The 19,505-nt window shown below is 61.2% G+C and carries 14 protein-coding genes; 8 read left to right on the plus strand and 6 right to left on the minus strand.

The features are described 5' to 3' along the window. Positions 1-14 precede the first annotated feature (14 nt). Positions 15-914: a D-hexose-6-phosphate mutarotase gene (locus PSH90_RS26575; protein ID WP_305381793.1), complete on the plus strand. Its 900-nt coding sequence runs from the start codon at positions 15-17 to the stop codon at positions 912-914. Between the two features lie 212 nt (positions 915-1,126). Here the strand turns inward: PSH90_RS26575 and PSH90_RS26580 are convergent, their stop codons facing one another. The 5 genes from PSH90_RS26580 to PSH90_RS26600 all read right to left on the minus strand — a co-directional run bounded on the left by PSH90_RS26580 (position 1,127) and on the right by PSH90_RS26600 (position 4,942). After that, a complete protein-coding gene (locus PSH90_RS26580) occupies positions 1,127-1,663 on the minus strand; it encodes a DUF3299 domain-containing protein (protein WP_056790934.1) in 537 nt (178 codons plus the stop codon). A gap of 93 nt (positions 1,664-1,756) precedes the next feature. Then, on the minus strand, positions 1,757-2,002 hold the full coding sequence (locus tag PSH90_RS26585) for a GlsB/YeaQ/YmgE family stress response membrane protein (RefSeq protein ID WP_016772475.1): 246 nt from the start codon (positions 2,000-2,002) through the stop codon (positions 1,757-1,759). A gap of 111 nt (positions 2,003-2,113) precedes the next feature. After that, complete coding sequence (locus PSH90_RS26590; protein WP_041476593.1) at positions 2,114-3,196, minus strand: 5-(carboxyamino)imidazole ribonucleotide synthase; 1,083 nt, start codon at positions 3,194-3,196, stop codon at positions 2,114-2,116. Positions 3,197-3,206: 10 nt separating this feature from the next. After that, positions 3,207-3,698, minus strand: a complete 492-nt coding sequence (purE, locus tag PSH90_RS26595) for a 5-(carboxyamino)imidazole ribonucleotide mutase (protein ID WP_007920220.1) — start codon at positions 3,696-3,698, stop codon at positions 3,207-3,209. 335 nt (positions 3,699-4,033) lie between these two features. Further along, positions 4,034-4,942, minus strand: a complete 909-nt coding sequence (locus PSH90_RS26600) for a LysR substrate-binding domain-containing protein (RefSeq protein WP_024014837.1) — start codon at positions 4,940-4,942, stop codon at positions 4,034-4,036. Positions 4,943-5,122: 180 nt separating this feature from the next. Between PSH90_RS26600 and aspA the strand changes: the two genes are divergently transcribed. The 7 genes from aspA (at position 5,123) to PSH90_RS26635 (ending at position 17,988) form a co-directional block, all read left to right on the plus strand. Continuing rightward, entirely contained in the window at positions 5,123-6,547 is a 1,425-nt protein-coding gene (gene aspA, locus PSH90_RS26605) for an aspartate ammonia-lyase (RefSeq protein WP_016772472.1), read from the plus strand. A 557-nt stretch (positions 6,548-7,104) separates the two neighbouring features. Continuing rightward, complete coding sequence (locus tag PSH90_RS26610) at positions 7,105-8,553, plus strand: sodium:alanine symporter family protein (RefSeq protein WP_016772471.1); 1,449 nt, start codon at positions 7,105-7,107, stop codon at positions 8,551-8,553. Between the two features lie 171 nt (positions 8,554-8,724). Then, positions 8,725-9,729, plus strand: a complete 1,005-nt coding sequence (locus PSH90_RS26615) for an asparaginase (protein WP_305381794.1) — start codon at positions 8,725-8,727, stop codon at positions 9,727-9,729. A 245-nt stretch (positions 9,730-9,974) separates the two neighbouring features. Then, the gene (locus tag PSH90_RS26620) at positions 9,975-10,970 is read left to right on the plus strand and encodes an AraC family transcriptional regulator (RefSeq protein ID WP_256807576.1); all 996 of its coding nucleotides are present in this window, start codon (positions 9,975-9,977) and stop codon (positions 10,968-10,970) included. A gap of 155 nt (positions 10,971-11,125) precedes the next feature. Beyond that, positions 11,126-12,151, plus strand: a complete 1,026-nt coding sequence (locus PSH90_RS26625) for a histone deacetylase family protein (RefSeq protein WP_305381795.1) — start codon at positions 11,126-11,128, stop codon at positions 12,149-12,151. Continuing rightward, positions 12,148-13,242 carry a polyamine ABC transporter substrate-binding protein gene (locus PSH90_RS26630; RefSeq protein WP_305381796.1) on the plus strand — a complete coding sequence of 365 codons (1,095 nt, stop codon included), beginning with the start codon at positions 12,148-12,150 and terminating at the stop codon, positions 13,240-13,242. Before PSH90_RS26625 ends, PSH90_RS26630 begins: the two co-directional genes overlap by 4 nt. A gap of 141 nt (positions 13,243-13,383) precedes the next feature. After that, positions 13,384-17,988: a dermonecrotic toxin domain-containing protein gene (locus PSH90_RS26635; protein ID WP_305381797.1), complete on the plus strand. Its 4,605-nt coding sequence runs from the start codon at positions 13,384-13,386 to the stop codon at positions 17,986-17,988. Here the strand turns inward: PSH90_RS26635 and PSH90_RS26640 are convergent. Next, positions 17,945-19,495 carry a PLP-dependent aminotransferase family protein gene (locus PSH90_RS26640; RefSeq protein WP_305383153.1) on the minus strand — a complete coding sequence of 517 codons (1,551 nt, stop codon included), beginning with the start codon at positions 19,493-19,495 and terminating at the stop codon, positions 17,945-17,947. The two genes, PSH90_RS26635 and PSH90_RS26640, sit on opposite strands and share 44 nt — an antisense overlap. Between the last annotated feature and the right edge of the window lie 10 nt (positions 19,496-19,505).

A 19,505-nucleotide genomic window follows, 5' to 3' on the forward strand; every position in this document is an offset into this window, starting at 1 on the left:
ATCGAGAGTTGCCCATGAACACGCCCAACGTTGAAGCCGTGAAACAGGATGAACTGAACTGCTGGCGCATCCGCCACGGCAAGGCCGAAGTGCTGGTGGCCCAGCAAGGCGCGCACATCCTCAGTTATCAGATCGACGGCCAGCCGCCGATCATCTGGCTCAACGACAAGGCCGAGTTCAAGACCGGCAAGAGCATCCGCGCCGGCGTGCCGGTGTGCTGGCCGTGGTTTGGCAAATTCGAACGCAACCCGAGCAGCGTGCAGGCCATGTACACCGGCGAGCAGCCGGCCCCCGCGCACGGTCTGGTGCGGGCGATGGACTGGGAGTTGGGCAACATCGAATCAGAGGCTGACGGCATCAAGGTCGAATTCAAGCTGCCCTACCCGGAAGGTGGCCTGCCGGGCTGGCCCCACGAAGTCGATCTGACCCTGACCCTGCATCTGGCGGATCAACTGCATTACAGTCTGACCAGCCATAACCGGGGGACGGACAGCGTCACGCTGAGTCAGGCGCTGCACACCTATTTCGCCGTGAGTGACGTGCGTAATGTGCATGTCGACGGCGTGGCCGGGCTCAACTACATCGAGACCCTGGACGACTGGAACACGGCCAGCCAGAGCGGCGATCTGCATTTCGCCGGCGAGACCGACCGCATCTACCTCAATGCTCCGCCGCAATTGAGCATCGTTGATCCGACCTGGGAACGACGCATCGTGCTGACCTCTACCGGCTCGCGCACTGCGGTGATCTGGAACCCGTGGATCGACCGCGCCGCCGCACTGCCGGACATGGACAACGATGGCTGGCAGCGCATGCTGTGCATCGAAACGGCGAATGTGATGGATGATCTGGTGACCCTGGCGCCGGGTGCGCGCCATACGATGGGTGTTAGCGTAGCCGCTACGCCGCTCTAAGCTCTAGCGCAATACAAAAGGGCAAAGAGCCCCGTGGCGAGGGGATTTATCCCCGCTGGGTCGCGAAGCGGCCCCCGCTTTTTTTAAATCAAAAGCTGGGGCCTGCTGCGCAGTCCAGCGGGGATAAATCCCCTCGCCACAGATAAATCCCTTCACCACAGATAAATCCCCTCACCACAAAGGCTCACTCCCAAATTTATGTACGGCGCGCTTTAGAGGTCAGCCTCCTGCACCACCCGCACCTTCTCCGCCTCCAGCGCATACGCCGCATCCGCCAGGTCATTGCTGACCTTTTCGATTTTAAGCGTGCCGGTCACCCACAGCGGTGTGTAGATGTCCTCCAGCTTCAACCCTTTCGGATATCGCACCAGCACCAGTTGATTCGGCGGTGGTGGCGGCACGTGGATGCAGGCGCCCGGATACGGCACAAGGAAGAACAGCGTGCTGCGGCCCTTGGCATCCGACTCAAGCGGCACCGGGTAACCACCGATGCGGATGTGCTTGTCGTTCATTGACGCCACGGTTTTCGTCGAATACATCACCGCTGGCAGACCCTTGGCCTGCTTCATCCCGCCCTTCTCGGTGAAGGTGCCGGTGGCTTCGGGGGAGTTGTGGTCGATTTCCGGCATGGCCTCGAGGGCCTTTTGATCCGACTTGGGCATCAGTTCCAGCCAGTCGGTTTCCGGCAGTTCGCCGGCGTGGGCGAGATAGCTGCCCAGCAAGAGGAGAGTCAACAGAAGACGGCGCATGAAGGTGCTCGGCAGGCAAAGGAATGGACGGTGAGTCGCCGCGCATTCTAGCCCTCCCGGCCGCGCTGGCCGAGAGGGCTTTGTCGCTTTCGATCAGTTCTTTTTGATCAGACCGTAGATCACCAGCAACACCACAGCGCCGACCAGTGCGCCGAGGAAACCCGCGCCCTCGCCCGCCTGATAGATGCCCAGAGCCTGGCCGCCGTAGGTGGCCGCCAGCGAACCGCCGATACCGAGCAGGATGGTCATGATCCAGCCCATGCTGTCATCGCCCGGTTTCAGGAACCGAGCCAGCAGGCCGACGATCAAGCCGATAAAGATGGTTCCGATAATTCCCATGGCATTTCCCTCTGATTTGGAAGATATGCGAAAGACTAGCCAGTGTTTCGCATCCTGCCATGAGAGAACGGCGGCCCCTGAATGGTTCCGCCGCGGCCACATGAAACTGGTTTACTCGGCGATCAGCGCTTCGACCTTGATGATCTGCGCTTGCAGCGTGGCCATGTCGGCGCAGCGCAGGTTGGCGTGGCCGACCTTGCGTCCGGCCTTGAAAGCTTTGCCGTAGTGATGCAGGTGGCAGTCTTCGATGGCGATGACTTTTTCCACCGGCGGCACTACGCCGATGAAGTTGAGCATCGCGCTCTCGCCGACCTTGGCGGTCGAACCCAGCGGCAGGCCAGCCACGGCGCGCAGGTGGTTTTCGAACTGGCTGCACTCGGCACCTTCGGTGGTCCAGTGCCCGGAGTTGTGCACGCGCGGGGCGATTTCGTTGGCTTTGAGGCCACCGTCGACTTCGAAAAACTCAAAAGCCATCACGCCGACGTAGTCGAGGTGTTTGAGCACGCGACTGGAATAATCTTCCGCCAGCGCCTGCAGCGGGTGATCGGTGCTGGCCACCGACAGCTTGAGGATGCCGCTGTCGTGGGTGTTGTGCACCAGCGGATAGAACTTCGTTTCACCATCGCGGGCACGCACGGCGATCAGCGACACTTCGCCGGTGAATGGCACGAAGCCTTCCAGCAGGCAGGCAACGCTGCCCAGTTCGGCGAAAGTACCCGCTACGTCTTCCGGTTTGCGCAGGACTTTCTGGCCCTTGCCGTCGTAACCCAGGGTGCGGGTTTTCAGCACGGCCGGCAGACCGATGGAAGCGACGGCGGCATCCAGGTCGGCTTGCGACTGGATGTCGGCGAAGGCCGGGGTCGGAATGCCGAGGTCTTTGAACATGCTCTTTTCGAACCAGCGGTCACGAGCAATGCGCAGGGCTTCGGCGCTCGGGTAGACCGGCACGAATTGCGAAAGAAACGCCACGGTTTCGGCCGGGACGCTTTCGAATTCGAAGGTCACCAGATCGACTTCATCGGCCAGTTGGCGCAGATGATCCTGATCGCCGTAATCGGCCCGCAGGTGTTCGCCCAGCGCGGCCGCACAGGCGTCCGGCGCAGGGTCGAGAAAAGCGAAGTTCATGCCCAGCGGAGTGCCCGCCAGGGCCAACATGCGACCCAACTGGCCGCCACCGATTACACCGATCTTCATCTCAACAACCTCAGGCAATACGTGGGTCTGGATTGTCCAGGACGCTGTCTGTCTGCTCGGCACGGAAGGTTTTCAGTACCGCGTGGAACTGCGGGTGCTTGGCGCCGAGGATGCTCGCCGAGAGCAGGGCGGCGTTGATTGCGCCAGCCTTGCCGATGGCCAGGGTGGCAACCGGAATGCCAGCTGGCATCTGCACGATCGACAGCAGCGAATCGACGCCCGAGAGCATGGCCGACTGCACCGGCACGCCCAGCACCGGCAGGTGGGTCTTGGCCGCACACATGCCTGGCAAGTGGGCTGCGCCACCGGCACCGGCGATGATCACCTCAATGCCGCGGCTTTCAGCCTCTTCGGCGTACTGGAACAGCAGATCCGGGGTGCGGTGGGCAGAGACCACCTTGACCTCGTACGGGATGCCGAGCTTTTCCAGCATATCGGCGGTGTGGCTAAGGGTGGACCAATCGGACTTGGAGCCCATGATCACGCCAACCAGTGCACTCATCGTCGCGCCTCTTCTCTCTGGAGCGCCCGCAGGCGCGTCATAAAACAACAAGCCACGCAGGTTGCGTGGCTTGATTGTACGAAAAATGGCCGGACGTGCCGGCCGAAGGCCGCGCAGTATACCGCAAAGAAAGCAATAAACAGCCCCCGAAACGACCATCTGTCAAATGAGCGAAACGCCCGGTTTTATTGACCTTGAGGTCAGCGAAAGAACACCGCAAAAATCCCCCTGTGGGAGCGAGCCTGCTCGCGAAAGCGTTGCGTCAGACGATACCTCAGCGCCTGAAACTCCGCATTCGCGAGCAGGCTCGCTCCCACATTCGATCTTCATCAGCTTCAAGCGCTTTGTGCGGCGCCACCTTCTAGTTTTCGCCACAGCAACCGCACGTTGGCCTTGCGCACCAGGGCGCAGCGGTACAGGCGGATCTCCAGCGGCACATGCCATTGCGGGCCGCCGCACACCACCAGTTCACCGCGGGCCAGTTCGGCGCGTACGCTCAGTTGCGGCACCCAGGCAATGCCGAGGCCTTCCAGGGCCATGCTTTTCAGGCTGTCGGCCATCGCGGTTTCGTAGATCGTGGTGAAACGCAACTGGCGCTGGCGCAGCAAGCCGTTCACCGAACGCCCAAGAAACGCCCCGGCGCTGTAAGCCAGCAACGGCACACTCGCCTCGCCTTCCAGATCGAACAGCGGTTTGCCATCCAGATCTGCCGCGCACACCGGCAGCATCTCGGTCTGGCCCAAGTGCAGCGACGGGAAAATCTCCGGGTCCATCTGCATCGCCGAATCCGGGTCGTAGAACGCCAGCATCAGATCGCAGCCACCTTCACGCAAAGCGTGCACGGCGTCGCCAACGTTGGTCGCCACCAGCCGTGTGGCGATGTTCAGCCCTTCGTTGCGCAACTGGGCGATCCAGCGCGGGAAAAAGCCTAGCGCCAGCGAGTGCGCCGCTGCGACTTGCATGACCTCGCCCTGCCCGCCTTCCAGATGATGCAGGTGGCGCAGCACTTCACCGAGTTGTTCGACCACGGTGCGCGCAGTCACCAGAAACAACTGCCCCGCCGCCGTCAGTTCGACCGGCGTGCGCGAGCGATTGACCAGAGTCAGCCCCAGCGCCGCTTCGAGGCTGCGGATCCGCCGACTGAATGCCGGCTGGGTCACGAAGCGCCGTTCGGCCGCCTGAGAGAAGCTGCGGGTGGCGGCCAGGGCACTGAAGTCCTCGAGCCATTTGCTTTCCAGATTCATCACGTCCTCCCGGACACGCACCAAAACAGGTCACACGTCTGCCGCACAGGCGGCGTCACACGGGCATTATGCCGAATGTGCATAGGGCAGTGCTGAACAGCATTGGCCCAAAAATCCCCACAAGCCTAGCATTCGCAGCGTTCCGGCACAGACCGGGTCCTTATCGAGATGATTTCTATCATGTCCTCCGCTGCATCTTTCCGCACAGAAACCGACCTGCTTGGCGCCCTCGAAGTACCGGCCCATGCGTATTACGGCATCCAGACCCTGCGAGCGGTGAATAACTTCCGCCTCTCGGGCGTTCCGATTTCGCATTACCCGAAACTGGTTGTGGGCCTGGCGATGGTCAAACAGGCCGCCGCTGACGCCAACCGCGAGCTGGGTCACCTGAGCGAAGCCAAGCACGCTGCCATCAGCGAAGCCTGTGCCCGATTGATCCGCGGCGATTACCACGAAGAGTTCGTGGTCGACATGATTCAAGGTGGCGCCGGCACCTCCACCAACATGAACGCCAACGAAGTGATCGCCAACATTGCTCTGGAAGCGATGGGCCACGAGAAAGGCGAGTACCAGTACCTGCACCCGAACGACGACGTGAACATGGCGCAGTCGACCAACGACGCCTACCCGACGGCGATCCGCCTGGGTCTGCTGCTGGGTCACGACGCGCTGCTGGCCAGTCTCGACAGCCTGATTCAGGCCTTCGCGGCCAAGGGCAAAGAGTTCGACCACGTCCTGAAAATGGGCCGTACCCAGCTGCAAGACGCCGTGCCGATGACCCTCGGCCAGGAATTCCGTGCCTTCGCCACCACCATGGGCGAAGACCTCGCGCGTCTGAAGACGCTGGCCCCGGAGCTACTGACCGAAGTCAACCTGGGCGGCACCGCGATCGGCACCGGCATCAACGCCGACCCGCGTTATCAGGCACTGGCTGTTCAACGTCTGGCTTTGATCAGCGGGCAACCGCTGGTACCGGCCGCCGACCTGATCGAAGCGACCTCCGACATGGGCGCGTTCGTGCTGTTCTCCGGCATGCTCAAGCGCACCGCGGTCAAGCTGTCGAAGATCTGCAACGACCTGCGCCTGCTGTCCAGCGGCCCACGCACCGGCATCAATGAGATCAACCTGCCGGCGCGTCAGCCAGGCAGCTCGATCATGCCCGGCAAGGTCAACCCGGTGATCCCGGAAGCCGTGAACCAGGTCGCGTTCCAGGTCATCGGTAACGATCTGGCGCTGACCATGGCAGCCGAAGGCGGCCAGCTGCAACTGAACGTGATGGAGCCGCTGATCGCCTTCAAGATCCTTGACTCGATCCGCCTGCTGCAACGTGCCATGGACATGCTGCGCGAGCACTGCATCGTCGGCATCACCGCCAACGAAGCGCGCTGCCGTGAACTGGTCGAGCACTCGATCGGTCTGGTCACCGCACTGAACCCGTACATCGGCTACAAAAACGCCACCCGCATCGCCCGTATCGCTCTCGAAAGCGGCCGCGGCGTGCTGGAACTGGTGCGCGAAGAAGGTCTGCTCGACGAAGCTATGCTCGCCGACATCCTGCGCCCGGAAAACATGATTGCCCCGCGTCTGGTTCCGCTCAAAGCCTGAGCCGACGCGAACTTGTAGCACCGCTCACCAGGTCGAGGGACTAGACACCTCTCACCTTTTGAGGGCTTGGGGATTTTGTCCCCGAGCCCTTTTTTTTAACTCTTTATCCTGAGACCCGAACGTAGAGGACTGAACAATATGGAGGTGAGCCTTTGTGGCGAGGGGATTTATCCCCGTTGGGCTGCGAAGCGGCCCCGATACCAACAATAAAGATGTACCAGAAACACCGCGTTCAATGGTTTACGACTGCTTCGCAGCCGAACGGGGATAAATCCCCTCGCCACAAACGCCAAGTGTTTCAAAGCTTCGTTTCGTCGCTTGCACCACTACCGTGCAGACGGGCGCGCCACTGATCGGTATAGTGCCGCCCCTCTTCGCGTGAGCGGTCGTTGGTAACGAGGCCATAACCCATGCGAAACCCGAACTAATAACAAAACCCGCGATATGGATCCGGGACGAAACCTTCGCCTCACCCGTCGTGCCGTGCGCAGACCGGTGTAACACGATGTTTCTCCGATCCAGCATTTGCACCCACAAAAAACAGCGAGGATAAATCCATGCTCGAAGTCATCAACGACTTCCTCTCAGGGAAAGTACTGATCGTGCTCATTGTCGGGCTCGGTAGTTACTTCACGATTCGCTCGCGTTTCGTTCAACTGCGTCATTTCTTCCACATGTTCGCGGTGTTCCGCGACAGCCTCAAAGGCAGCGCCGGGCAACTCAGCTCGTTCCAGGCCTTGATGCTCAGCCTCGCCGGCCGCGTCGGTGCAGGCAACATCGCCGGTGTCGGCATCGCCGTGACTCTCGGTGGTCCGGGTGCGGTGTTCTGGATGTGGGTGACCGCTCTGGTCGGCATGTCCAGCAGCTTCTTCGAGTGCACCCTGGCCCAGGTCTACAAGCGCGCGGATGGCGACGGCCTGTACCGTGGCGGTCCGGCCTACTACATCCAGCACGGGCTCAAGCTCAAAGGCATGGCGATAGTGTTCTCCGTTCTGCTGCTGGTCACCTACGGCTTCGCCTTCATCGGCCTGCAGTCCTACACCGTGACCCACTCGCTGCAGAACGCCTTTGACTTCAACCCGCAACACACCGGTATCGTCCTGGCGGTGCTGCTGGCCATCACCTTTATCGGCGGGATCAAGCGCATCGCTTCGGTGTCCGACCTGCTGGTACCGATCAAGACCCTGGCCTACATCGGCGTGACCCTGTACGTGATCGGCACCCAGATCGAACACGTGCCGGCCATGCTGGAAACCATCTTCAAGAGCGCCTTCGGCCTCGACCCGGCCTTTGCCGGCCTGCTCGGCAGCGCCATTGTCATGGGCGTGAAGCGTGGCGTGTTCGCCAACGAAGCGGGCCTGGGCAGTGCGCCGAACGTCGCGGCCGTGGCCGCCGTCAAGCACCCGGGCGCGCAGGGCGTGGTCCAGGCTTTCAGCGTATTCCTCGACACCTTCGTGATCTGCACCTGCACCGCGCTGCTGATCCTGCTGTCGGGCTTCTACACCCCGGGTTTCGAAGGTGACGGTATCGTCCTGACCCAGAACTCGCTGGCTGCGGTGGTCGGTGACTGGGGTCGCATGTTCGTCAGCGTCGCGCTGTCGCTGTTCGTCTTCACCTGCATCCTCTACAACTACTACCTGGGCGAGAACAGCTTGCAGTTCCTCAGCCGCAACCGCGCCCTGCTGATGCTGTTCCGCGGCCTTGTGCTGGCGCTGGTGGTATGGGGTTCGATGCAGGACCTGACGACGGTGTTCGCCTTCGCCGACATCACCATGACCTGTCTGGCCTTCGTCAACCTCGTGGCCCTGGCCATGCTGTTCAAGGTCGGCCTGCGGGTGATGCGCGACTACGACGAGCAGCGTCGCGCCGGCGTCAAACAGCCAGTGTTTGATTCGAGCAAATTCGCCGATCTGGATCTGGATCGCAACGCCTGGCCGGTGAACCCGCCAGCAGCGGCGGGCCAGACTGAAACTGCGCCGCAAGGCGTACCTGCAGCGCAACGCTGACAGGTGAATGACGGGCGCATCCCCTGCGCCCGTCAGTTATTGTGATGCAATAACTTGTAGGAGTGAGCCTGCTCGCGATGGCGGACTTTCAGCCAACATCATTGTTGAATGACACACTGCTTTCGCGAGCAGGCTCGCTCCCACAGGGCCCTCATCGTTTCGGAGAATCCTATGAGCTCGTCGACCTATCCCGCCGCTCAACACGTCATGGTGCTCTACACCGGTGGCACCATCGGCATGCAGGCCAGCGCCAACGGTCTGGCCCCGGCGTCCGGTTTCGAAGCGCGGATGCGCGACTACCTGCACAGTCAGCCTGAGCTGGTAGTGCCGCAGTGGCAATTTCGGGAAATGTCGCCGCTGATCGACAGCGCCAACATGACCCCGGCCTACTGGCAGCAACTGCGCGAAGCGGTGGTCAATGCCGTGGACGTGCAAGGCTGCGACAGCGTGCTGATTCTGCACGGCACCGACACCCTGGCCTACAGCGCGGCGGCGATGAGTTTTCAGTTGCTCGGCCTGCATGCCCGCGTGTGTTTCACCGGTTCGATGCTGCCGGCGGGCGTGACCGACAGTGATGCCTGGGAAAACCTCGGCGGCGCGCTGGTCGCCCTCGGCCAGGGCCTGGCGCCAGGCGTGCACCTGTACTTCCACGGCGAACTGCTGGCACCGACCCGCTGCGCGAAAGTGCGCAGCTTCGGCCGCCATCCGTTCAAACGCCTGGAGCGTCAGGACGGTGGTGTGAAGGCGCCTTCGATTCCAGTCGCGCTGAACTACAACCAGCCGAAGCAACTGGCGAAAGTCGCGGTGTTGCCGCTGTTTCCCGGCATCAGTGCCGAAGTCCTCGACGGCCTGCTCGACAGCGGCATTCAAGGTCTGGTGCTGGAATGCTACGGCAGCGGGACCGGGCCGAGCGATAATCCCGAGTTCCTCGCCAGCCTTGGCCGTGCACGGGATAACGGCGTGGTGGTGGTGGCAGTGACGCAATGCCATGAAGGCGGGGTCGAGCTGGATGTCTACGAGGCTGGCAGCCGCTTGCGTGGGGTGGGCGTGTTGTCCGGTGGCGGCATGACCCGCGAGGCGGCGTTCGGCAAGTTGCATGGCTTGCTGGGGGCCGGGCTGGAAACGGCTGAAGTGCGCCGATTGATCGAACTGGATTTGTGTGGTGAGTTGAACTGAGCTCGGCGCTGGATTGCCCCTCACCCTAACCCTCTCCCAGAGGGAGAGGGAACTGACCGTAGTGTCTTGCGCTATACACCGACCTTATAAACAGTGTCGATTATGGATTCGGCGGCGGTGTCTCACGTCGGTGTAGTTCTGCAATATCCCCCGTTCGGCCCCCTCTCCCTCTGGGAGAGGGCTGGGGTGAGGGCCTGCGGCATGCAACTTGCTGGGTCCCAGCCACCTCCAGGCTGGAAGATCCCATGCTCCACTCCCACCTCACCACCCTCAACGCGGTCTCGCTGATCCTCAACACGTTCAAGGCCGAAGGCCTGTCGAGCGAGGCGTTACTGGCCGGCAGCGGCATCGTGGCAGCGGATCTGCAGCGTGCCGATACGCGCATCACCACCCATCAAGAGATGCAGGTCTGCACCAACGCGGTCGCGCTCAAACGTGACATTGGCCTTGAGTTGGGTCGACGCATGCACGTGTCCTGTTACGGCATGCTCGGTTACGCCCTGCTGACCTGTGCCACCTTCGGTGACGCTTTGCGTCTGGCTATCCGTTATCCGGCGCTGTTGGGCACGTTGTTCGAACTGAGCCTGGAAGACGATGGCGAGCAGGTCTGGTTCGTCGCTGCTGATTACCGTGAAAGCGCGGCGATGGCGGTGTTCAACGCCGAATTCTGTCTGGTGTCACTGAAAGTCATCTGCGACGACTTGCTCGGCCATTCCCTGCCGCTGCGCGCCACGCGCTTCGAACATGCAGCGCCGGACTACCGCGACAGCTATGCCGAACCCTTTAACTCGCCACTGCACTTCTCGGCCAAAGACAACGCCTTCGCCTTCGACCGCCATTGGCTCGATCAGCCGCTGCCGCTGGCCGACGCGATCACTCATCAGGCCATGGCCGAACGTTGCCGCAAGCAGAATCTTGAGTTCACCGGACGTCAGGCCTGGCTGGGGCGGATTCGTCAGTTGCTCAGCGCACAATTGAATGCCGCGCCGGGGCTCGAGGGGCTCGCGCAGCAAATGAAGTGCTCACCGCGCACCCTGCGCCGGCATTTGAAAGACATGGGCAGCAGCTATCAGGAACTGCTCGATGAACTGCGCTTCGAACGGGCCAAGCAGATGTTGTGTGAGGACCAGTTGCCGATCTATCGGATCGCCGAGACGCTGGGCTTCAGCGAGACCGCGAGTTTCCGTCATGCATTTGTGCGCTGGAGTGGCGTGGCGCCGAGTCAGTTCAGACCGCATTGATGTCTGCTCCAGGCATGAGCCTGCATGAACAAGGGGCGAATTTCGGTCAGAGGTTTTGGCCATATCGATCCCCTTTTGGCCGCTCCCGACATTCTCCGATTCAAACTGCGCCGCAACACTGAAAGCCACCGAATCAGCCTTGCGGAGAACAACAAATGCTGACGATCTACTCAGACGATCACCACTTGCACCATGGCCGCTGCGAACTCATCGATGGCCAGCTCAAGCCGTGCTTCGAAATGCCGTCGCGTGCCGACCACGTACTGCAACGCGTGCAGAAGCAAAACCTCGGGGCGGTCGAAGCGCCGAAGGATTTCGGCCTGGAGCCGATCGCGCGCATTCACAGCCGTGACTATCTGGAATTTTTCAAAGGTGCGTGGGATCGCTGGACCGAGTTCAACACCGACGGCGATTTGCTGCCCTACACTTGGCCGGCGCGCACCCTGCGTGCGATCAAACCGACCAGCCTGCATGGCCAGCTCGGTTATTACAGCTTCGACGGCGGCGCGCCGATTACCGCCGGCACCTGGCAAGCGGCCTACAGCGCGGCGCAAGTGGCGCTTACCGCGCAGGCTGAAATCCAGCGTGGCGCACGCGCGGCCTTCGCGCTGTGCCGTCCGCCGGGACATCACGCCGCCAGCGACTTGATGGGCGGTTATTGCTACCTCAACAACGCCGCCATCGCCGCTCAGGCCTTTCTCGATCAGGGCCACAAGAAAGTCGCGATCCTTGACGTCGACTACCACCACGGCAACGGCACTCAGTCGATTTTCTATGAACGCAGCGACGTCCTGTTCACTTCGATCCACGGTCACCCGGAAGCGGAGTTTCCGTTCTTCCTCGGCTATGACGACGAGCGTGGCGAAGGCGCCGGTGAAGGGTTCAATTTCAACTATCCGCTGCCGGCCGGTTCCGGCTGGGATGTCTGGAGTGCAGCGCTGGATCAGGCCTGCGACGAGATTGATCGCTACGGAGCGGACATCGTTGTCGTCTCCCTCGGCGTCGATACGTTCAAAGACGACCCTATCTCGCAGTTCAAACTCGACAGCCCGGATTACCTGGCCATGGGCAAGCGCATCGCCGCCCTCGGCAAGCCGACCCTGTTCGTCATGGAAGGTGGCTACGCGGTGGAGGAGATCGGCATCAACGCAGTGAACGTGCTGGAAGGTTTCGAACAATGAAAAAGCGACTGATCGCCTCGGCGCTGTGCGCAGCCATGCTGAGCGCTGGCGCCCACGCCGAAGAACGCACGCTGCGCGTCTATAACTGGTTCGACTACATCACGCCCAAGGCGCTGGACGACTTCAAGGCACAGAACAGCCAGACCAAACTGATCTACGACATCTTCGACACCAACGAAGCGCTCGAGGCCAAGCTGCTCACCGGCAACTCCGGCTATGACGTGGTGGTGCCGTCCAACGTGTTCCTCGCCAAGCAGATCGAGGCCGGAGTGTTCCAGCCGCTTGATCGCAGCAAGTTGCCGAACTGGAATCATCTCGATCCGAAGCTGATGAAGCTGATCGAAGCCAATGATCCTGGAAACAAATTTGCCGTGCCGTACATGTACGGCACCATTCTGATCGGCTTCAACCCCACCAAGATCAAAGCAGCCCTGGGCGATAACGCGCCCGTGGACAGTTGGGACCTGATCTTCAAGGAAGAGAACATCAGCAAGCTCAAGCAGTGCGGCGTCGCCCTGCTCGACTCACCGTCGGAGATTCTGCCGCTGGCTCTGCAACACCTGGGCCTGGACCCCAACAGCAAGAAGCCGGCGGATTACGCCAAGGCCGAAGCGCTGCTGATGAAGATTCGTCCTTACGTGACCTACTTCCATTCGTCCAAGTACATGGCCGACATCGCCAACGGCGACATCTGCGTGGCCGTTGGTTATTCCGGCAGCTTCTCGCAAGCGGCCAACCGCGCCAAGGAAGCGAAAAACGGCGTGGTGGTGGAAATGCGCTTGCCCAAAGAAGGCGCGCCGATCTGGTTCGACATGCTCGCCATTCCCAAGGGCGCGAAGAACACCGAGGACGCCTACACCTTCATCAACTATCTGCTGCAACCGGCGGTGATTGCCCCGGTCAGCGATTTTGTCGGCTATCCGAACCCGAACAAGAACGCCACCGGCCTGGTCGATCCAGCCATTCGCAACAACCCGAACCTGTACCCGACCGACGCGGCAATGAGCACGCTCTACACCCTGCAGCCGCTGCCTCGGGATGCCGAACGCGCACGCACGCGAGCATGGACGAAAATCAAGTCCGGGACCTGAAACCGGCTCGTTTGCTCAAGACCCGCCTCGGCGGGTCTTTTTTTGCCTGGCAGCTTTATCTACCGCACGGGTCGCTGTTGCGCCTTTTAACTTGCCCTGCTCCGCCGCCCTTGCGGCGTCCCGACAGAGCAGGAAACCACCATGACCGCCATTCCCAAAGCCAGTGCCGTCGATATCGTGACTCAGCTGGTTACTGGCCCCTCACTGCAGGAAGTCGCTTCAAAAACGCTGCGCGATGCCCTCAAGACGCTGTATCCGAATCTCGACATAGACCCGCGTCTGGCGATGGTCGTGCAACCCACCTGGGCCATTGTGGATGGTCGAGTCGTACCCGACGGGTATCAGGCTGGATCGCTGACCAACGCCCTGGTGCGGCTCGGCCTGTCCGGCACCACGGTGACGTACCTTGATGGCGAGCATTATCTGACCCTGCAACCCGGCATGCCCGCACCCGCGCATCTGCCGGTAAAGATCGATGCCATCGGCCTGTTGCTCAACGAACTGGCGCCACTGCTGTTCATCGCCTACAAGGAGCAGCACGTCGAATACTGGGACGAGTTCACCTACCCCGGGCAACCGCGCTGGCAGCAATTGTCCGAGGCACTGCGCAACCTGTGGAACGTCGATGCCAGCGTCGGCTGGGACGCTGACGAGATCGCCATGGCCCGGGCGATTTTCAAACAGCCAGACCCGCAACAACGTCTGGCCCCCGCCCCGTACTCGGCAAAGGCATATCTGATTGACCTCGATCGCGGTGGCACCGACACGCCATCGCACTTGACCGTGGTCGATGCCGCAGTAGTGATCGGCACAATCGCAGACCGCAAGTTGATTCTCACCCATGCGGTCACCCAGGGCTTTCAGCGTTTCGACTCACTGGAGGAACTCGGCGAGGCTCTGCTGCGGATATATGGCGCAAGCGCCTCGGGCGAAGATCTCAAGTGGCGGCTGGTCGAACCCCAGGGCAATTTCTTCGACCAGCAGGCGTGCACGCTGATTTCCATGGAAGCGGATGCCTTGGGCGAAATCAGTTTTTTTCAGGATTCCCCTGGTAAACGCGTCTATCCGCATACCGGCACGGCCGGCAAACCGGCACAACCGACACCGCGCCTCGAAGCGCACTTCGAGCGTTTGCAGCCGATGCTTCCGGACTGGCTGAACGACGCACTGCCCATGGATCAGACGCGTTACAGCCGGCACCTGCTGGATCTGACAACGCTGCAGCACGAAAACAACGGCAAATCCTTTCAAAGCGAAATCACCAGCCTGCGGGCGTTCACTCGTGCAGCGCTGATCAAACAGATTCTCAAGGAGCAGCCCGGCGCCAAAGACGTGAACATCGACAACATCGAAATCACCATCACCAGTCTCGTGGTCTGGGGCACGTTTGTATTGCCGGGAAATACTCAGGCTCAGACATGGACGCTGACCGAGCTTGCCCTGCAAAACCTCGCAGGCCTGCCCTTGGGCAACAAGACTGTGCGGTACAAGGATGGCAGCCCGGTACCCGAGTGGATGAGCGCGACTTTTCTGGAAAAACTGGTCAGCACGGTCGATATCGGCAAGACCTACCCGGCGCATCTCAAGGCCATGCTGCTAGACGACCCCGTGCAAGCGCCGCTGTTGCAAGGGCTCTACACCAGTCAGCTGCGCATTGAGCTGCCATTGCTGGCGTTGCAGCACAAGATCCGGGGTAGAGCCGGCCTCGATGAATCGGGTTATCGATACGTGGTCGCCGCATTCGCCACCACTGGCGCGGAACGCTACGTCGATGGCGAGGAAATCGTCATTCGCCCTTTGGCCTTCGTCGCTCATCGCAGCCGCTCCACAGCAGACACTGTCGACAACATGTATGTCATAGGCCCGCGCGATGCCGACAAAGGGCCGTGCGTGCTGTATCGACCGCTGTTCGACAAGACTCTGCTGCAATATCCGGGGCCCGCGAATCTGCTTTTTGCGATCCAGCATTCGCGACATTTGCGTGACTCGGTACTGGCCTGGTTGCCGGACGATGTGCGCTTCAATTACAGCCAGTTCGTCTTCACCGCCAGGCTGCCGTCGGTGTGGACGATTCCGCAACTGATGATCAATCCGACCACTGCGCTGGATATGTCAGGCGCGGTTGCGCTGGGCACTCAGGTGATCGCCAGCGATGTCCTCGCAACCCTGCACGAACGCAACGTCAAGGCGCTTGTCACTCAAGCCGACCGGCAGTCGGTCTCCGATGCCGAAGCACGCTGGGCCTCGCTGAAACAGGGCGGCTGGGTGATGCTCAATGCCGCGCTGCCGTTCCTGGGCCGCAGCGTAGGCACAGCGGCGTGGATCTGGCAGATCATGGATGATCTGCAGGAAATCACCGACGGCGCCAACGAGCAATCGGGGAAGATCGCCTGGACGGCCATCGCCGATATTCTCCTGGCGCTGGGCATGGTGCTCGCCCACCGTGCGGCGGTGGGCGATGCGCCATCGACACCCGTGGCCACGGAGCTCGAAGAGGATGCAGCGACGACCAGACCTGCCGCCAGAATCGTCAAAGCGCTGCGCCAGCCCGATATCACCGGCCCGCAATTAACCCAATTCCATGGCACATCAATCGACAGCATCACGGCGCTGAAGCGATCCCCGACGGCACTCGCCACGCTGTTGGACGGGTTCGAGGTCGGCAAGCCCGAAGCCCTTGGCGCAGCCACCCGGGAAGGCGCGTACCGAGACCTCTACGCCCACGCAGACAAATGGTACGCCCGGGTCGGTGAGCGCTGGTTCGAAGTCGCGCGCAACGCGCATGGCGATGTGCACATCGTCGATACGCGTCAGCCCACCCGACCAGCCGGGCCCAGGCTTGCCCATACCGCCAATGGCCAATGGGTGATAGATCTGCGTTTGCGCCTGCGCGGAGGCGGGCTGGAGGACGGGCGCAAGGTGGCGCAAGGCAAAAAAAACCAGGAGGTGGCCGTATTGTCCGAGCAGATCACCGCGTTCGATTTGACGATGGAGAGCAAAGGCAGCCTTCTCGATACCGAACGCAACAGCCTTCGCGATGCCCCTGCGCAGGCACGCGAACAAGCGCTTGCGCAGTACCTCGCCACGCTCGATTCACAGCACAACGAATATGCCGCGAACATTCAGCTGATCAAGACACTCAACTGCAAGCAATCGATTCCCAACTACCGCACGGTCATGCCGGAGCGGTTGGACATGCAGTTGTTTCTGGGGCAGGAGTGGCTCAGTAATAACGCTTCGGATTACCAGCAACGCGTGCTGAGGGTGCAGGCGATACTGGACGACGAACTGCGCGGCGAATCGCAGGCGGTCACCTCTGCGTTCGAACAGTTGAACGATGCCACTCAAACCATTATCGAGAAAATGGAGTCGGCTGAAGCCTGCCTGGATGAACTGACCAGGCTGGGACCTGATGGCCTGGAGATAAAGCAGAAATACAACATCAGCCTGGCGCCCTACCCGCTGGATGATCTGAAGACCCTGCAGATCAGTCTCGGCCAGTACACCTGCATCAAGCCCGGCGATTCCACCGCTCATGTCGAGGCGCAACAAGCGCTGGCCAGTCTGTTCGAAGATGCTGCGCTGAACGTTCAGAGTTCGCGGGACCTGAGCGCCGATGAAAGCCTCAGTGATCTGCGCATACGCATCGACGCCCTGAGTCAGGTGAGCGAACAGTTCGCTTCCGTGGACAAGCGTTTCGATGACCTGGCGAGTGAATATTCCGAACACATACACACGGAACGACTCAGGCAATTGCAGGCGCGCGTGGCCGCATTCAAGGAAAGCGCCGACAATCGACTCGCCGATCTGTTGCGCTACCGGCATCTACTGGTGCCGCAAGCCGGTCCGTCGAGACCCGCAACGTCAGCTTCGAATCGGCAGATCATCAAGACACGCAACAAGGGCACCCTGGTCGGCCAGCGGAAAAAAAGCCTCGACGGCAAGAACACCGATCTGGTCGAAGTCGGTACGGCGCTGACGAGAGTGATCGCGACATTCAAGGAGGAATCGCCAGGTATCTGGGTCGAGCAGAGTGCACGGCCTGCACCGTTGCCTAAAGCCCGGCCCAACCTCAACAAGAGCATCAGCGAAGGGCAGGCATTGATCGACGGGCTGGCGGCGTTTCATCGGCGCATCGAGGCGCGTCTCAAACGCGGCTCGCGCATCCCCGTGGAGGTCGAAGAGGAATACCACAACCACGCCACCCTATTGCGCAAAGCCTGTGCGGCGATCGATGAAGCGTTAACGGCGAGTAACCTCACCGCTGCTCTGCATGAACCGTCCGAAGAGCTCAACCACAAGCTCGACGCTGCGGCTACGACACTGGAGCAAAAAGGCACCAGCACGCGAATCCGCCTGGTCAAGCAACAACTGCCAACAGCTGCCGGGGTCGAGTGGCTCAAGGACAAGGGCGAAGTGAGCATCTCGAAAACCCTGACCCGACGGCGTCTGAGGCGCCATCAGAACGATTTTCTCGACGAGTATCAGATTCGTGATGCGCATACCGACAAGGTCCTCTGCTATGCGCATTTCCATTACAGCAGCGTCGACGCGCCCGTTGGTGCATTTGTGCGTGGACATATGAAAACGCTCGCTCAGCACCGCATGGGGGGCGTCGCCGAAATAACGGGTGTAGATAATCAGAGGCTGATTGAAATCCATCGCAGCGAAATTTCCAGTCGCAGCGCCGAAACGCTGTTCTTCAATCTTGCCAAGCCTGCCGCAGACGCGACAGCGCCGCTTTGATCGCAGGCTCTGGTACGGCGGCAAAACCCAGCACCAGGCCGGCGCGCTGATCCATGGGCGTAGTCGAGTCGGGTAACCAGTAGCTGCTCAGGCCGTTGATTTCGACATCGACATCAGCGGCCTGAGCGATCAATTGCTGCTCGCGCTCGATGCTGTCCACGGCGACGGTCAGGTGCAGCCCGGCTGAAACGGCCGGCAACTGACCGACACCGGCGACCGTCGGCCAGCCTTCGAGCAGACAGTTGCGTCGGCTCAGCGCAGCCCGGCGCATGCGGCGGATATGCCGCTGGAAATGCCCGGCAGCCATGAATTCGGCCATCACCGCTTGGGTGCTGACCTCCGAGTGCCGCACATCGACGGCGCGGCGTTGCGCAAACGCGTCGACCAGCGCTGGCGGCAGCACCAGATAACCAAGGCGCAACGCCGGAAAAGCGACCTTGCCGAAGGTGCCGACGTAGAGCACACGCCCCTGACGATCAAGTGCGGCCAACGGCGCCAGCGGTGCGCCGGTGTAGCGGTACTCACCGTCGTAATCGTCTTCGACGATCCAGCCGCCGACCCGCTCGGCCCAGGCGAGCAATTCCAGACGCCGGGCCAGACTCATCACCACTCCGGTCGGGTACTGATGAGACGGCGTGACATAAGCCACCCGACAATCGCTGAGCCGGGCCATGGCGCTGCAATCGATACCGTCGCTATCTACCGCCACCCCATGCAATTTCGCCCCCGCCACAGCGAAGGCATGCCCGGCGGCGCGATAGCCCGGATTCTCGATCGCCACACCGTCCCCCGGCTCGACCAGCAACTGTGCACAAAGGCTGATGCCCTGCTGTGCGCCACTGGTGATCACAATTTGCTCAGCCGTGCACTGCATACCGCGCGAGCTGCGCAAATACGCAGCAATCATGCCGCGCAGCCGCGCGTCACCGGCTGGGTCGCCGTAACACAGCTGCTGCAGATCCGGTTTACGCCAGAAAGCCGCGTTCAGCTTGGCCCAGACCTCGAACGGGAACAGATCAAATGCAGGCACACCCACCCGAAAAGCGCGCGGCGGACCGCTCGGTGGTCGAGGTAAATGGTGCTTTTCAATGCGAGAAAAGCCACCACTGTGGATAACTTTGCTGGATGGATTCACAGGTAAATCCAGCCAGTTTGTGGATAAGGCTGTGGGTAAGCCTGTTGACAAGCCTGTGGATGAATTTGTGGATAGTTTTTTCTCAGGCGTGGATGCCTGAGCCAATTGCGCCACGTAAGTGCCGTCGCCAACGCGCCCTTCGATAAAGCCCTCGGCATACAACTGATCGTAGGCGCGCACCACGCTGTTACGGGAAATGCCCAGCGCCGAGGCCAGGTCACGGCTGGCCGGCAATCGCGTGCCACTGGCAAGACGCCCATCAAGCACCCGCAGGCGCAAAGCCTGATAGAGCTGGCGACTCAGGCCTTGACGGCGATCGAGTTCGATTCCGGCCGGATTGAAAGGCATCGACAAGGGTGGCAGATCGGGCATGGCTAATGGA

It is taken from the genome of Pseudomonas sp. FP1762, from assembly GCF_030687105.1.
Taxonomy (GTDB): Bacteria; Pseudomonadota; Gammaproteobacteria; order Pseudomonadales; family Pseudomonadaceae; genus Aquipseudomonas; species Aquipseudomonas siliginis.